This window comes from Blastococcus colisei, assembly GCF_006717095.1.
Taxonomy (GTDB): Bacteria; Actinomycetota; Actinomycetes; order Mycobacteriales; family Geodermatophilaceae; genus Blastococcus_B; species Blastococcus_B colisei.
Window position 1 is genome coordinate 3,612,622 of record NZ_VFQE01000001.1, and the last position, 15,672, is coordinate 3,628,293.

General features: G+C 71.6%; 13 protein-coding genes, 1 tRNA gene and 2 pseudogenes. 13 read left to right on the forward strand and 3 right to left on the reverse strand.

The genetic code is table 11. From position 1 onward, the window contains the following. Positions 1–15: 15 nt before the first annotated feature. Entirely contained in the window at positions 16–621 is a 606-nt protein-coding gene (locus tag FHU33_RS17195) for an SACE_7040 family transcriptional regulator (protein ID WP_142026425.1), read from the forward strand. A 51-nt stretch (positions 622–672) separates the two neighbouring features. On the opposite strand, the gene FHU33_RS17200 is transcribed toward FHU33_RS17195, so the two are convergent. Next, on the reverse strand, positions 673–2,400 hold the full coding sequence (locus FHU33_RS17200) for a hypothetical protein (RefSeq protein ID WP_142026426.1): 1,728 nt from the start codon (positions 2,398–2,400) through the stop codon (positions 673–675). A 178-nt stretch (positions 2,401–2,578) separates the two neighbouring features. Further along, positions 2,579–3,769 carry a hypothetical protein gene (locus FHU33_RS17205; protein ID WP_142026427.1) on the reverse strand — a complete coding sequence of 397 codons (1,191 nt, stop codon included), beginning with the start codon at positions 3,767–3,769 and terminating at the stop codon, positions 2,579–2,581. A 146-nt stretch (positions 3,770–3,915) separates the two neighbouring features. On the opposite strand from FHU33_RS17205, the gene orn reads away from it, so the two are divergent. From orn to FHU33_RS26490, 9 genes and pseudogenes are all read left to right on the forward strand, one after another. Next, positions 3,916–4,617: an oligoribonuclease gene (gene orn / locus FHU33_RS17210; RefSeq protein WP_142026428.1), complete on the forward strand. Its 702-nt coding sequence runs from the start codon at positions 3,916–3,918 to the stop codon at positions 4,615–4,617. Between the two features lie 61 nt (positions 4,618–4,678). Then, a tRNA-His gene (locus FHU33_RS17215) sits at positions 4,679–4,754 on the forward strand. Between the two features lie 753 nt (positions 4,755–5,507). Then, positions 5,508–8,054 (forward strand): DUF4118 domain-containing protein, encoded by a 2,547-nt coding sequence (locus FHU33_RS17220; protein ID WP_142026429.1) that lies wholly within the window; start codon positions 5,508–5,510, stop codon positions 8,052–8,054. Further along, complete coding sequence (locus tag FHU33_RS17225) at positions 8,051–8,722, forward strand: response regulator (RefSeq protein ID WP_142026430.1); 672 nt, start codon at positions 8,051–8,053, stop codon at positions 8,720–8,722. The genes FHU33_RS17220 and FHU33_RS17225 overlap by 4 nt, the downstream gene beginning before the upstream one ends. A 460-nt stretch (positions 8,723–9,182) precedes the next feature. Continuing rightward, entirely contained in the window at positions 9,183–10,553 is a 1,371-nt protein-coding gene (locus FHU33_RS17230; RefSeq protein ID WP_142026431.1) for a TrkH family potassium uptake protein, read from the forward strand. After that, positions 10,546–11,208: a potassium channel family protein gene (locus tag FHU33_RS17235; RefSeq protein WP_142026432.1), complete on the forward strand. Its 663-nt coding sequence runs from the start codon at positions 10,546–10,548 to the stop codon at positions 11,206–11,208. Before FHU33_RS17230 ends, FHU33_RS17235 begins: the two co-directional genes overlap by 8 nt. Positions 11,209–11,232: 24 nt before the next feature. Beyond that, positions 11,233–11,424 carry a hypothetical protein gene (locus tag FHU33_RS17240; protein ID WP_142026433.1) on the forward strand — a complete coding sequence of 64 codons (192 nt, stop codon included), beginning with the start codon at positions 11,233–11,235 and terminating at the stop codon, positions 11,422–11,424. Positions 11,425–11,478: 54 nt separating this feature from the next. Beyond that, positions 11,479–11,979: a DUF6394 family protein gene (locus tag FHU33_RS17245; protein WP_246063759.1), complete on the forward strand. Its 501-nt coding sequence runs from the start codon at positions 11,479–11,481 to the stop codon at positions 11,977–11,979. Positions 11,980–11,994: 15 nt separating this feature from the next. Then, positions 11,995–12,123: pseudogene (locus FHU33_RS26490) on the forward strand (DoxX family protein); the annotation flags it as partial. Between the two features lie 411 nt (positions 12,124–12,534). On the opposite strand, the gene FHU33_RS17255 reads toward FHU33_RS26490, so the two are convergent. Next, positions 12,535–13,143, reverse strand: coding sequence for a TetR/AcrR family transcriptional regulator (locus FHU33_RS17255; protein WP_142026434.1), 609 nt, complete (start codon positions 13,141–13,143; stop codon positions 12,535–12,537). A 316-nt stretch (positions 13,144–13,459) separates the two neighbouring features. Here FHU33_RS17255 and FHU33_RS17260 point away from each other — a divergent pair, with 316 nt between their 5' ends. The 3 genes and pseudogenes from FHU33_RS17260 to FHU33_RS25940 form a co-directional block, all read left to right on the forward strand. Next, positions 13,460–14,644: a zinc-dependent alcohol dehydrogenase gene (locus tag FHU33_RS17260; RefSeq protein WP_142026435.1), complete on the forward strand. Its 1,185-nt coding sequence runs from the start codon at positions 13,460–13,462 to the stop codon at positions 14,642–14,644. A 71-nt stretch (positions 14,645–14,715) separates the two neighbouring features. Beyond that, positions 14,716–15,189, forward strand: coding sequence for a hypothetical protein (locus FHU33_RS17265; protein WP_142026436.1), 474 nt, complete (start codon positions 14,716–14,718; stop codon positions 15,187–15,189). 26 nt (positions 15,190–15,215) lie between these two features. Beyond that, a pseudogene (locus FHU33_RS25940) lies at positions 15,216–15,662 on the forward strand (SDR family NAD(P)-dependent oxidoreductase); the annotation flags it as partial. Positions 15,663–15,672 lie beyond the last annotated feature (10 nt).

The following is a 15,672-nucleotide window of genomic DNA, read 5'->3' on the forward strand; positions in this document are numbered from 1 at the left end:
GCTAGCATCGGGCTCGTGACCTCGACGCGCCCGGCACGAGACGCGGCGTTGCACGCCGACGTCGACCGCCCCTCGCGTCGTGAGCAGATCCTGCAGGCCGCGGCGCAGCTGTTCGCGGAGCGGGGCTCACGGGCCGTGGGGGTGGACGACGTCGGCGCGGCCGTCGGCGTCACCGGGCCGGCGATCTACCGGCACTTCGCCAGCAAGGACGCGATGCTCGCCGAGATGCTGCTGCGCATCAGCGAGCGGCTGCTGGCCGGCGGCAGCGAGGTCGTGGCGCGGGCCGGCGACGACGTCCACGGCCAGCTCCGCGCGCTGATCGCCTTCCAGGTCGACTTCGCCCTGGACAACCCGGCGCTGATCACGGTGCAGGACCGCGACTTGGGCACGCTCGCCGACGCCGACGCCGCCCAGGTGCGCCGGCTGCAGCGCCGTTACGTCGAGGTGTGGGTGGCCGTGCTGGCACGGCTGCATCCCGCCGCCGATGCGGCCGCCTGCCGCGCCCGGGCGCACGCCGTCTTCGGGCTGATCAACTCCACTCCGCACAGCGCCGGCCGGCTGAGCCGTCCGGCGATGGCGGCGCTGCTGAGCGACATGGCCTGGGCCGCCGCCACCGCCTGAGGCCCCGGAAAGGACCCCCGCAAGGTCCCCGGCCGGGGACGGGGTCCTCTCTCACTCGGCCGGGAACGGCGGGACCGGGAGTGCCAGTCCGGCGTCGGCGATCGCGTCGATGGCCGGGGAGCCGCCCGGGGCGTCCTCGTCGACCCAGTCGCTCTCCACGATCGTCACCGCCGATCCCGATACCGCGCTGGCGTACTCGGCCCCGGAGAGCTCCGCGGGGCTGCCCGGGTACCGGACCCCCTCGCGCAACAGGTCGCTGACGTTGCCGCTCCCGTTGCGGTCGGTCAGCGTCTGGAGCTCCCGCGCCACCCCCGTGTCGGGCATCCGCACGCGGACGACCGAGACCACCACCGGGGCCCCCTCGACCTCCGCGGAGTACAGGGCGCGGGACAGCCCGGTGCAGTCGGTGGCGGCGAGGAAGGCCGCGGTGTCGCCGTAGGCGTGACCGGCGCAGGTGTCGTCGACCTGCACCGCCTCGACGGTGAACGACGTTCCGCCCACCAGCTGGGTGTCACCGACCTCCGGCCCGGCCTCCTGTGTCTGCGCCGTGGACGGCGCGGCGTCGGTACCCGATCCGCCGCCGTCCCCGTCCCGCAGGAGCAGCCAGCCACCCACGCCGAGGAGGGCGAGGACCAGCACGCCGACCAGGGTCACGAGGGCGACCCTGCCGCGCGGCCCGCTCCGTTCCTCGGGTTCTTCGGGTTGCTGGGTCTGGTTCCAGTAGAGCGGAGGCATCGCCGGGGGCGCCGCCGGAGGGGGCTGCTGGAACACCGAGGTGGCGGGGGGCGCAGCGGTCCGCGGGGGGACGACGGTTCCCCTCGGCGCCTGATCCGGCTGGGCGCCGGCGAACAGCCCGCCGATGCCGTCACCGTCGTCGGGCGCCGGGGCGGGATCGTCGATGGCGACCGTGTCGCGCGGCGGCGTCGATGTGGCTGCCTCCTGCGCGACGGCGGCGTGCGCGGCCGCCGCGGAGGCTGCGACGGCCTGGGCGATCGCGTCCGGGCTCGGCTGGTCGCGGACCGGCGGCTCGGAACCCTCGGGCGCCTGGGCGGCGGGCCCGGCGGTAGGCCCCGCGGCGGCCGGGGAGGCCGCCATCGCCGCCGGGGTCAGGAGTTCCGGGCGGCGCAGGACGTACGGCGAGTACGGGAAGCCCTCACCGTTGAGCTCCTCGACGGACGGCCCGCGCCCGGAGAGCTCGAGCGCCTCCAGAGCGGCCCGCACGTCGGCCGTCGTCCAGAGCCGGGGGTTGTCGACGCCGGCGTACCTGCTGGACCGCGCGATCCCGAGCAGCAGCGACCGCGGCTCGAGCCGGGCGACCAGGTCGCCCTCGCCGAGGTCGCCGTCACTGGGGATCAGCCCGGTGACGTCGCCGACCAGCACCGTCAGCCGCGCGATCCGGCCGGGCTCCAGCCCGGCCCGCCGCAGTTTCATGGCGACGTCCATGCCCGCCCGCATCAGCCCGTCCAGCGGGGTGGATCCGCCGCCGGAGAGCTGCAGGGCCTGCCCCGGCCCGGACTCGGGGGCGATCGTCCACGCCCCCTCGGGAACGGCCTTCACGACGCCGGACTGCCGCAGCACCTCGGCGATGCGGATGACGGCGATGCCCTCGGGCACGAACAGGACCGCGTCGGAGATGCGGCGCCCCAGGGGGCCGTCGATCATCGGGATGCTGGCGACGACGGCGGCACGGACGGACCCCCCGGTGTCCCAGCGGGTCAGCTCACCGAAGAGCGCTCTCTCCCCCGCGGTCTGCAGCGGCGCCGGGGTCAGGGCCAGCACGTCGGGTGTCCTCCGGGGCGGTCGGTGGGGCTCTGTGGGCGCAGCGGACGCCGTGGGATCGAGAGCAGGGCGCCCCCCGGCGCGCACTGCCCGTGGGCGATCGGCCCGGCGCCGGCAGCTACCCCCGACGCTACGTCATCGGGAGGAACGCAGCGTGCGCCCGCGCCGAGGGCAGGCCTCAGACGCGGACGGGCTCCTCGGCGGCGACGGCCTCCTCGGCCGTCGTCCACCCGACCAGCCATCGACTGCGATCCAGCGCGTCCACGCCGGCCCACAGCAGCGCGAAGCCGACCGCGACGGGCAGCACCGACCACCAGTTCCACGGCGGGAGCAGCCCCACCGCGTCTTGACCGACGGCGACGGCGTACACGGCCCCGACGACGACCGGAGCGGCGAGCCAGCCGGGCACGCGGCGGGTGACGGCGACGTCGACCAGCACCGCCCCGACGAGGAGCACGAAGGGCAGCACCGAGGGCGGGAAGTCCATGCCGACCAGGAGCAGCCACATGACCGCCCGGTAGGCGAGGTAGGTCGCGGCGATGACGGTCGCCGTCCAGCGCAGGCCGATGATCTTGCGGGCCAGCACGAGGGACAGCAGCCCGGCGCAGATCAGCCAGGCCGGGTGCACCCAGGAGGGCACGGGCAGCATGAACATCGCCGGGGTCTGCCCCTGGGAGGCGGCGAAGTCCAGCAGCTGCGGCTCGGCCGTCGTCCGCCCGGCGTCGTAGGCCTCCAGGGACAGAACGCCGTACTCCTGGTGCTGGTTCGGGAAGAGCACGTTCTCGACGAAGAACAGCCACAGGCCCAGGGCGACGAGGTCTCGGACCCGACCGGGTGCGGCGTAGAGCCACCACCCGCGGATGGCGCCGGCCAGCATGATGGCCGTGCCGATGTAGAGCAGCGCGTGGCTCGGGCTCCAGCTGGTGATGTCCAGGCCGTTGATGCGGTGGTTGAGGATGTCGATCGGGACGGCGATCAGGAACGCGCCGATGCCCCACTGCATGAGCCGCAGGGCGCGCCGGTCGACGCCGTAGCCGCTGTAGCTGTGGAAGACGACCAGGGCCACGACGACGACGGTGCCCGCGGAGTTCAGCAGGTGCGGGGGCGCCAGGTCGTCGCGCAGCCAGCGGAAGTGCCAGGAGACGTCCCACGACGAGCCGAGCATCTTGAGCAGGAACGCACCCAGCCAGGCGGTGTAGATCCAGCGCAGCTCGGACTGGGTCGTGGCCCGGCCCGGCTGCCCGGGGGTCATGTAGGCCAGCCAGAGCCAGCGGAGCGTGGCGATCGGGTGGGCGATCCCGGCGCGCAGCGTTCCCGGCGCCGGCGGGACCGCCGGACGGACGGGGGCGGGTGCAGCAGGAGGGGGCACGGAACTTCCTCGGCTCGGTGGACTGGCCCCGACCCTAACGGCGCGGGACGACGATTCCGAGGCTCCGATTGGCGCGGTCGCAACACGTGCGCTATTGCCCGGACGGACGGGGCGGGCGATGCGCACGGTGCGTACTGTCGGGCGACGTGGCAGACAGCGCAGGGCACCTGGTCTGGATCGACTGCGAGATGACCGGGCTCGACATCGTCAAGGACAAGCTGATCGAGGTCGCCGTCGTCGTGACCGACTCCGAGCTCAACGTACTCGACCCGGGTCTGGACCTGATCATCACTGCGGACGACGCCGACCTCGACGGCATGGACGAGGTCGTCGTCGAGATGCACCGGAAGTCCGGCCTCACCGACGCCGTCCGCGCCTCGACGCTGACCGTGGCCGAGGCCGAGCAGCAGCTGCTCGCCTACATCAAGCGCTGGGTGCCGGAGCGCCGGACCGCCCCGCTGTGCGGCAACTCGATCGGCACCGACCGGGGATTCCTGGCCCGCGACATGCCCGAGCTCGACGACCACCTGCACTACCGGATGGTCGACGTCTCCTCGATCAAGGAACTCGCCCGCCGATGGTTCCCGCGGGTGTACTTCGCCCAGCCTCCGAAGGGCCTCGCTCACCGGGCACTGGCCGACATCATCGAGTCGATCCGCGAGCTGGCCTACTACCGCCGGACGCTGTTCGTGCCCGCTCCCGGACCGAGCAGCGACCAGGCCAAGGGCGCTGCCGACGACGTCGTGGGCTCGTTCGCCGCAGTCCTGGCGGCCGGCGACGCGACCCCTCGGGTCGGTGTCGACGACAGCCTGGACGACGAGGCACCCCCGGCCGCGTCGGGGAGCTGACCGGCTCCGGTATCGTTGCTCCGGTTCCCCTCCTGGCGCGTGCGCCCGCCGGGGAGCGACGGTGGGTGTAGCTCAGTTGGTAGAGCACCAGGTTGTGATCCTGGGTGTCGCGGGTTCGAGCCCCGTCACTCACCCCACGTGGAGAGGCCCTGGTCAGTTCGCTGACCAGGGCCTTCATCCGTTCCGGCGCTGCCAACGGCGGCCATCGGATCCCGCCGCCCCCTCATCTGGGCGGCAGATCGGTAGGCGGTGACGGGGCGACTGCGCAGCGCAGGCAAGCCCCGATGTCTGTGTCGCCTCCAGGCCGAGCGCCGCAGGACCTCCGTCGACTCCTGAACCCTTTCGACCGCCCAGGTGTCGTGGGGACCGCCCATGACGGGAGCGCCCTCGCGGCGACGGACCCGACCTCCTACGTCGCCGTCGACCTGCACGCCGTGAGAAGCCGGCCGCCGCGTCAGGTGGCAGACCCGATCGGTTTCGGAGCCTCGGCGGCGGCCTCCTGGCCTGAGCCTCGGCTTCTCGCCAGCCCACAGCCGTAGGGCAGTCGCCGCGCGGCCTCGCTGGGCGCACTGGCGAGGTAGGTGGCGCACTCCCCGGTGCCTTCGATGTAGGCCGCGGTCCGCTCGCCCCATTCGGACGCATCCGGCCGAGCCCGCAACCTGCGAGCGGTGTCGGCATGAACAGCAGCGACATCCGCCCACCGCGACCACCTCGCGGCAACCCCGTCCACCTCCGGGTCGCGGTCCTCACCTCGGTGGCCACGCCGACGTGGTGCCCCCAGCCCCCGACACGCTGACGATCGATGGAGAAGCGCGGCCTCCAGCACCGCGTCTACGTCATGTCTCCTTGCCGTCGCGGCCGCCTGGCCGCCCTGGGTCGATCATGGACGCATGCCTCGCGGGATCCTGCGCATCTACCTCGGCGCCGCGCCTGGTGTCGGGAAGACCTACGCCATGCTCGGTGAGGCGCACCGTCGACTGTCCCGGGGTGCCGACGTCGTGGTCGGACTGGCCGAAACCCACGGCCGCGCCCACACCGCCGAGCAGCTAGCCGGGCTGGAGGTCCTCTCCCGCAGCGAGGTCACCGACGGCTCAACGTCCGTGGCGGAGCTCGATGTCGACGGGGTGCTCGCGCGCCGCCCGGAAGTGGTCGTCATCGACGAGCTCGCCCACACCAACGCTCCCGGTTGCTGCCACGCCAAGCGCTGGCAGGACGTCGAGCAGGTGCTGGACGCGGGCATCAGCGTGCTCACCACGGTGAACGTGCAGCAGGTGGAAAGCCTCATCGACGTGGCTGAACAGATCACGGGCGTTCCACAGCTGGAAACGGTGCCCGACGCGGTCGTACGCCGAGCCGACCAGATCGAACTGGTCGACATGTCCCCCGAGGCGCTGCGCCGCCGCTTAGCCCACGGCAACGTCTACCCGGCCGAGATGATCGACGCCGCAATGGGCAACTACTTCCGGATCGGCAACCTCACCGCCCTGCGGGAGCTGGCGCTGCTGTGGCTGGCCGACCGCGTCGATGAAGGCCTGCGGCGGTACAAGACCGAGCACGCCATCGACCACGTGTGGGAGGCACGCGAGCGGGTCGTGGTCGCCCTGACCGGCGGACCGGAGGACGAGACTCTCATTCGGCGCGCCGCCAGGATCGCCGCTCGTTCCGCGCGGGGCAGCGAGATCGACCTCCTGGCGGTGCACGTCCTCACCGGCGGAGAGCGGGATGAGACGGCGACTTCCGGTCTGCAAGGGCAGAGGCAGCTGGTGGAGGATCTCGGGGGCAGCTACCACCAGGTAGTCGGGAACGACGTCCCGAAGGCGCTGTTGGAGTTCGCGAGCAGCGCAGAGGCCACCCAGCTGGTCATCGGCACCAGCCGCCGCTCTCGCTGGGCCCGGGCGCTCCGCTCAGGGATCGGCGCGGAGGTTGTGGCGCAGTCCGGCGAGATCGACGTCCACCTCGTCACCCACCCTGCGGCCGGCGGGCACGGGTTCCGGTTGCCGCCCCTGACGGGCGCGCTCGATTCCCGTCGCCGATGGTGGGGACTGGCCCTGACCGTGGTGGGCGTCCCGGTGTTGACCAAAGGCGGCCTGGCCGCCTCCGCCGCCCTCTCGCTGGCCAGCGTCATGCTCGTGTTCCTGCTGCTGGTGATCGCCGTCGCGTTGATCGGCGGTCTGTGGCCTGGGCTGCCCGCCGCGGTCGTGAGCGCGACGGCCGTGAACTGGTTCTTCACGCCACCCACCGGTCGGCTGCACGTCGACCGATTCGAGAACCTGCTGGCCCTCGGCGTCTACCTGATTACCGCGATCGCGGTCGCCACCGTCGTGGACCGGTCGGCTCGCCGCGCCGCTGACGCCGCTCGGTCGCGCGCCGAGACGGCGATGCTCGCATCCCTGTCCCGGTCCGTGCTGGCCGGCGACCAGGGCCTGCCCCGACTGCTGGAGCAGATCCGGGAGGCGTTCGGCCTGGTGTCGGTGACGATGGTGGAGTGCACACACGGCGAGGAGCGCACGGTCGGCTCCTGCGGTGAGCCGGCCGCGCAGGTCACCGACGAGGTCGCCGTCACCGATGCCCTTGCCCTGCGGCTGTGGGGGCGGCCCCTGTCCACGAGCGACCGCCGGGTGCTCGTCTCCTTCGCCGAACAGGCCGCGGTAGCGCTCCAGCAGGGCCGGTTGGCCGCGCAGGCCGCCGAGGCCGCACGGCTCGCCGCCGCCAACAGCATGCGAACCGCGCTGCTCGCCGCGGTGAGCCACGACCTGCGCACCCCCCTGGCGGGGATCAAGGCGGCGTCCTCGGCGCTGCGCTCGACGGAGCTGCGCCTCTCCGTGGCCGACCGGACGGAACTGGTGGAGACGGTGGACACGTCCGCCGACCGGCTGTCCGCACTGGTGGACAACCTGCTGGACATGAGCCGGTTGCAGGCCGGCGCAGTCACCCCGGCGCTGAACCCCTCGGACCTGCCCGATGTCGTCGCCCGGGCGCTGTCCTGGCTGGACGCCGACGATCAGCACCGTGTGCGGCTCAACTGGCCGAACGAACTGCCTGCGGTCGTTGCCGACCCCGGCCTCCTCGAACGCGTGGTCGCCAACCTGCTCAGCAACGCCGCCCGGCATGCCCCGAACGTGCCGATCCTCCTGTCCGCCGGCGCCGTCGGCGGAACGATGGAGCTGCGGGTGGCCGACCGTGGCCCGGGGATCCCTACCGCTGACCGCGAGCGGGTGTTCGTCGCCTTCCAACGACTGGGCGACTCCCCGTCCGGCCAGGGGGTCGGGCTGGGGCTGGCTGTCGCCCGAGGCCTGACCGAGGCGATGGGCGGCACACTCACCGCCGAGGACACCCCCGGCGGCGGGCTCACGATGGTGGTGTCCCTGGCAGTGGCCACCACCGCTCCCCCGACCACCGTGCCGGCGCCGGCGCCGGTCCCGGCCACAGCCCCATGAGCCGAGTCCTGGTGGTCGACGACGATCCGCAGCTGTTGCGGGCGCTGCGGATAACCCTGCGCGCGGCTGGCCACGACGTCGACACCGCGCCCGACGGGCGGACAGCACTGCAGCGCGCCGCCGCGGCCCCCGATGTCATCGTGCTGGACCTGGGCCTGCCCGATCTCGACGGCACAGAGGTGCTCGCCGGCCTCCGTCCCTCGTACTCCGGCCCGGTACTCGTGCTCTCCGCTCGCACGGACAGCCAGGACAAGGTGCGCGCGTTGGACGCCGGTGCCGACGACTACGTGACCAAGCCCTTCGACATGAGCGAGCTGCTCGCCCGACTCCGCGCCGCACTGCGCCGCGGACCCGGCGAACCCGTCGACCGCGTCGTCACCACCGAGCACTTCACCGTCGACCTGACCGACCGCCAGGTCACGGTCGACGGCGCCCCGGTGCGCCTGACCCCGACCGAATGGGGACTGCTGGAGACGCTCGTCCGCCAGCCCGGCAGATTGGTCGGCCAGCGTCAGCTGCTGCAGTCGGTGTGGGGTCCCGCCTACGCCAAGGAGACCAACTACCTGCGCGTCTACATGGCGCAGCTCCGGCGCAAGCTGGAGCCCGACCCCGCCCACCCGCGCTACCTGCAGACCGAACCCGGGATGGGCTACCGGTTCACTCCCTGACGCGGCATGGGATGACCGGCGGCCCGCGGACTCCTCGGGGTTCCGGGCCACTGAGCCGACCATCTCTCTGAGCGCCCGGTCGGTCATGCCCGGGAAACCTGACGGCTGGCCATAGAGCAAGTGTTGGGCGCTAAGAAACCGTCAAGATCCGGCCTGGCGCCAGCGCCGACGTCCTCTGCGGCGCATCGTGGGCAGGCCGTCCGCTTCTGACGCCTCGCGCTCCCTGCGGGGACACGTGCGGACGTCCAGGCGGTCTGACATTCGACCGGCGGAGTGGTCGGCCATCGAGGTGAGAAGGGACGGTTGCCGTGGGCTCGCTCGGAGCGGTCGCCGACGCGGGCCCTCTTTCGTGCGGCGAGGGGGGTCGGGAGCCGACGCCTGCAGTGCCCGCCATCCATGCGCCCGGCCCAGGTACCGGAGGCCAAGCACACTCGACTCGCTGGCCGGAGGACGAGCTCGGGTGACGAGCACCGTCCGCGACACAGCCAGCCGCTCGAGTGCGACCAAGGGCTTTCGGCATCCTGGTCGGGTCATCGCAGCCGCCTTCGCCACGGCGATCGTCGTCGGCACCGCGCTGCTGTCCTTGCCGATCGCCACTGCCGGGGAGGGCCGCGCCTCCCTTCTGCAAGCTCTGTTCCACGCGACCTCGGCCGTCTGCGTGACGGGGCTGGTGACCGTCGACACCGGCACGTACTGGTCCGGGTTCGGCCAGGCGGTCATCCTGCTGCTGATCCAGGCCGGCGGCCTGGGCATCATGACGCTGGCCACCCTGGTCGCGTTGTTGCTGTCCCGGCGCCTGGGCCTACGGGCACGCCTGATCGCGCAGACCGAGACGAAGGCGATTTCGGCCGCAGACGTCCGCCGTGTGGTCCGCGCCGTCGTCGTCTTCAGCCTGGCCAGCGAGGCCGTGATCGCGACCGTGCTGACGATCCGGTTCGCCACCGGCTACGACCAGCCGCCGTCGTCGGCGCTCTACAGCGGCGTGTTCCACGCGATCTCGGCGTTCAACAACGCCGGGTTCGGCCTGCACCCCGACAGCCTGATGCGCTACGTCGCCGACCCGTGGATCAGCCTCACCGTCGCCGCCGCGGTCATCGTCGGCGGTTTGGGCTTCCCGGTGGTGTTCGAACTGGCCCGAGAGTGGCGGGCACCGAAGACCTGGTCGGTGCTCACCCGGATCACCGTCATCGTCACCGCCGCGCTGCTGGCCGCCGGCACGATCGGCTACCTCATCGCCGAGGCCGACAACCCCGACACCCTCGGTCCGCTGGGGCCGGGTACCACGGTGATGGCCGCGTTCGTCGCAGCGGCCATGCCGCGCACCGCCGGGTTCAACAACCTCGACATCGCCGCCCTGGACCCCGAGACGTTGTTCCTCACCGACGTGCTCATGTTCATCGGCGGCGGGTCCGCCGGCACCGCCGGCGGGATCAAGGTCACCACCTTCGGCCTGCTGGCCTACGTCCTGTGGGCCGAGATGCGCGGCGACCCCGACGTCGAGGTCGGCCGCCGCCGGGTCCCGGGCGCCAACCAGCGCCAGGCGCTGGCGATCGCGCTGCTCGCCATCGGGGTCATCGCCGTCTCCACCTTCGTGCTGGAGGCGCTGACCGACTTCAGCTTCGACCAGGTGCTGTTCGAGGTCATCTCCGCCTTCTCGACCGTGGGCCTGTCCACCGGCATCACCGCCGACGTCCCGGCGGCCGGGCAGGTGCTGCTCGTGCTGCTCATGTACATCGGCCGGATCGGGCCGCTCACCCTGGCGTCGGGGCTGGCGCTACGCGAGCGCGCCCGCCGCCATCAGCTCCCCGAGGAGAGGACCATCGTTGGCTAGCCACAAGGATCCCGTCGCCGTCATCGGCCTGGGCCGGTTCGGCACCGCACTCGCCCTGGAACTGGCCCGCGGCGGCACCGAGGTGCTCGCCGTGGACAACCGGCCCGACATCGTGCAGCGCCTGTCCGGCCAGCTGGGCCAGGTCGTCATCGCCGACTCCACCGACCTCGACGCGCTGACCGAGATCGGCATCGCCGACTTCAGCCGCGTCGTGGTCGCGATCGGCAACGACCTGGAGGCCAGCATCCTCACCACCGCCCTGCTGTCCGAGCTGGAGATCCGCGACATCTGGGCCAAGGCCATCAACCGGCAGCAGGCCACCATTCTCAGCCGCATCGGCGCCCACCACGTCGTTTTCCCCGAGCAGGACATGGGCGAACGGATCGCCCACCTGGTGGCCGGCCGGCTGCTGGACTGGGTGGAGCTGGACCCGCAGTGGGTGTTCGCCAAGACCAAGCCGCCGAAGGAGATCGTCGGCGTCCCGCTCGGCGACACCGGACTGCGCAAGAAGCACCACGTCACCGTGGTGTCGGTCAAGCCGGAGAACACGACCACCTACACCCACGCCGACTACGACACCGTGCTGACCTACGGCGCCGAGATCGTCATCGCCGGCCGCCCCGACGATGTCGAGCGCTTCGTGGACGTGCAGTGAACCGCGGCCCGCGGAGCAGTCGCCATGGGTGAGAGCCTGCGCGCCGCCCTCCCGATGGTGATGTTGATCGGCGGCATTGCGCTGATCGTCTACGCCGCCTACCTGCACTACGCCGCCCTGCCCGAGGAACACACCACGAGGCATGTCGCCACCAGGGCAGCCATCGCAGTTGTCGGGCTCGCTCTCATCTTGCTGGGAGCCGGGTCCTTCCACTGAGCCCGCTGCCGTCGCCAGGGCAGTCGTGCCGCTCATCCCGCCATGTGGAGTCGCATGAACCTCGAAAGGGTCGTCTTCGGATTCTTCGTGCTGCTCGCCGCGACGTTGAACTTCGGCTTCTTCGTCGGTGACATCTCCGACCCCGCTATCCACAATGAATACGAACTGTTCGCGGCCGTGTTGATCAACCTGATCGCCACAGTGCTCAAGTTCGGTGACCGAACTCATCTCGGTGCAGTGCACCTGGCGACCAGCCTTGTGGCGGACCTTCAGTTGATCGCGGCCACCTGCGTATGGCTGTACGCCTCACAGATCTCGTCCGAGGGACTCACCGGCGGCGCCACGGCCAGCGTCGTGTCGCTCTCCGGAGGGGCACTGCTCGCCAATCTCATCTCCGTGGGGCTGCTGGTGACCGAAACCGTGTCCTTTCGCGCCTCCCGGCCGGGGCACAGTCGGGAGCAGAGCGGCATGACTGATGGTCCGGCACCGGGCGAGGAGAGTGGAAGTCGCGACTCCTGTGGCCGTGATGCGGATGGCCCCGGTCAGGAAACCTGACCGGGCCTCGTCGGCCTGTGGCTCGAGCCGCTCGACGTCGCCGCCGCAGCCGGCCTCGTCAGCTACTTCCTCGGCGCGGTCGGCGGCCACCTGCGCGTCCGCGACACCAAGAACCTCGCGATGCCGCTGCCGCCGCTCCTGCTCGCCATCGCCGTGCTCGCCCCTACGCCTTCTGACCCTCTGATGAGAACGGCGTCGTCCCCCACGGCTACCAAGCAGCTCGGGCTCATCTCGGTGCGGGCGGGCTTGGGGGGCAGATTGGGGGGGCAACTGCCAGCCACAGGAGGGCTCGTGAAGGCTCAGGGACGCAGAAGGACGCTCATCAACCGGCTAACCTGGGCATTCGCCGGGCCACCAGGCCCGGGACCAGCCTTCGTCGCGGTTCGAGCCCCGTCACTCACCCCACCCAGAAGGGCTCTGGTCACTTCGCTGATCAGAGCCCTTCTCGTTATCAGGCCAGCACTGAGGGGCGATCGGCCCGCACTGCGAGCTGCCCGCGGGCCGTTGAGCGCGATGTCGGTGCCGGCGTCGCACCGCTCGAACTCCGCGTGCAGGTCACCGGCACGCATCAGACGCGTAGGACCTGAGCTGGCTCCGTGCGATGGCGAGCGCATTGCGCATGGGGCGTACGTCGCGCTTCGTCGAGGAGAGCAGGTATCCGCCCTGCAGTACGGCGATCGTCGTCTCAGCGAGGGTGTCGGGGTCGGCGTCGTCGCGTAGCAGCCCGCTGGACTGCATGGCCTGCAGTCCGTCGCTCAGGACGGACTCCCAGTGGGCGAAGGCGTCGGCGGCCTGGGTGCGGAGCAGGTCACCGTGGTCCAGCAGCTGGCTGGTGATCGAGCCGAGTGGGCAGCCGCGGTAGTCGCGCTGGTTCTGCTGCATGTCGACCATGGCTCCGAACCAGGCGGAGATGCCCTCCCAGGTGTCGAGCGGGAACCGGCTCTGCTCCCGCAGGACCTGCTGGAGCTGGTGGCGGAGCACCTCGGCGACGAGCTGCTCCTTGCTGGAGAAGTAGTGATAGAACTGGCTCTTGCCCGTCCCGGAGGCGGCCAGGATGTCCTCGATGCTGGTGGAGCTGACGCCCCGCTCGTACATCAGCGCGGCCGCCGACTCGACGATCCGGCCCTTGGTGTCTTTTCCGCGGCGGGTGGTCGGTTCCGGCATCGGCTGCGGCCTCGGTCGGCAGGTGGCGGCGGGGTGTTCGGTCAGCGCGGGTCCTACCCGATGTGGGCGTTCCACATGTGAGACGTCACCCACGCGCAACCCGGAGCCGTGAGGGGCGGGCCGGATAGAGGGCCGGCCGCGGTGAGCGGGGTGCCACGGAACCCCGGGAACGGCGTGATCGCCGGGCGTCTGGGCGGATTCGGACTGTACCGAGGGGTACAGGCGCTGCGGTCGGGTAGAGCCCCAGCGGCGGCCAGTTCATGTCGCCGGCGGACGCACCGGGTCCCGTTCCGCACCGATCGGTCGAGGAGGCCAGATGAGGGCACTGACATGGCAGGGCACGCAGAAGGTGTCGGTGGAGACGGTTCCGGACCCGCGGATCCAGGAGCCGACGGACGCGATCGTGCGGATGACCTCGACGGCGATCTGCGGGTCGGACCTGCACCTCTACGACGTGCTGGGGATGTACCTCGAGCCCGGCGACATCATCGGTCACGAGCCCATGGGCATCGTGGAGGAGGTCGGGCCGGAGGTCAGCCACATCCAGCCCGGAGACCGGGTGGTCGTGCCGTTCAACATCTCGTGCGGGCACTGCTGGATGTGCACCCGCGGCTTCTTCGCGCAGTGCGAGACCACCCAGGTCACCGAGCAGGGCAAGGGCGCGCGGCTGTTCGGCTACACCGCCCTGTACGGGTCGATGCCCGGCGCGCAGGCCGAGTTCCTGCGGGTGCCGCAGGCCCAGTTCGGGCCGATCAAGGTTCCCCACGAGCACCCCGACGAACGGTTCCTGTTCCTCTCCGACGTGCTCACCACGTCCTGGCAAGCGGTGAAGTACGCCGACATCGAGGCCGGCAGCACCTGCGCGGTCATCGGGCTGGGACCGATCGGGCAGATGTGCGCCCGCGTCGCCAAGTACCTCGGCGCGGAGCAGGTCATCGCCGTCGACAGCGTCCCCGAGCGGCTGGAACTCGCCCGACGCCACGGCATCGAGGTCATCGACCAGAGCACGGTCGACGACGTCCCCGGCGCGATCATGGAGATGACTCACGGGCGGGGTGTCGACGGCGTCGTGGACGCGGTCGGGATGGAAGCCCACGGCTCCCCCGTCCAGGCAGCCCTGCTCGGGGCCGCCGGCAAGCTGCCCGGCCCACTGGCCCGCAAGGCGGCCGAGACGATCGGTGTGGACCGGATGGCTGCCATGCGCACCGCGTTCGGGTCGGTCCGCCGGGCCGGGACGATCTCGCTGATCGGGGTGTACGGCGGGCAGGCCGACCCGCTCCCGATGATGGACCTGTTCGACAAGGGCGTGACCATCCGCATGGGACAGGCGCACGTCAAGCGCTGGGTCGAGGAGATCATGCCCGCGCTCACCGGTGACGGCGACCCGCTGGGCACCGAAGACCTCACCACCCACGCGCTGCCGCTGGAGCAGGCGCCGCACGGCTACGAGATCTTCCAGAAGAAGCAGGACGGCTGCATCAAGGTCGTCCTCAAGCCCTGAGAACCCCTGCCGGCCACCACCCCTGGCGCCGGCCGAGCACGCCCAGCCGCAACCACCTCGGAGGAACAGACATGCAGCAGACCAACGAACCGTCGACCGGGGCCGTGCTGGCCCGAGGGGTGCTCGCCGGACTGGCCGGAACCGTGGTGATGACCGCTTTCCAGAAGCTCGTCGAGATGCCCCTCACCCAGCGCCAGGAGAGCTACGCCCCGGCGGACTTCGCCGAGAAGGTCCTGCCCGTGCACCCGACGACCCCCGAGGGGCGCCGGCGGCTGAACTACACCACCCACTTCGCCCTCGGCGGCATGTGGGGCACCGCGTACGGCGTCGCGGCCGCCAACGGGCTGCGCGGGCAGAAGGCGGTCAACACCGTGTTCGCGGTCGTCTACACCGGCGACGTCCTGCTCAACACCGCGCTCGGGCTCTACCAGCCGAGCAAGTGGACGGCCCAGGACTGGGCGGTCGACATCGTGGACAAGTACGTGCAGGCCCAGGCCACCGGCGCCGTCTTCGATCACGTGCTGGACCCGGCCCGCCCGTCCTGACCGTGCCACCGGAGCCGCCGCATCCCATGCCGTGCGAGCAGAGGAGGCCAGGCGTGGACGCGACCAGCCAGCGGGTCGTGGTGATCACCGGGGCGTCGTCGGGCATCGCTCGGGAGACCGCCCGGCAGTTCGCCACCCAGGGCGCAGCGGTCGTGCCGGCCGCCCGCGGCGAGCCGGCGCTGCACGCCACCGCCGAGGAGGTCACCCAGGCCGGCGGCACGGCGCTGGTCGCGCCCACCGACGTCGCGGGTGTGCCGCAGGTGCAGCACCTCGCGCAGCGCGCCCGGCAGCGTTTCGGCCGGATCGACGTCTGGGTGAACAACGCCGCGGCCTCCGGCTACGGGGAGCTCAACACGCTGCCCGTCGAGGCGATCGACCGAATTCTGGACGTCGACCTGCGCGGTCAGGTGTACGGGGTCAAGGCGGTCCTCCCGATCATGCGCGAGCAGGGGCACGGGACGATCATCGGCGTCAGCTCCGGGG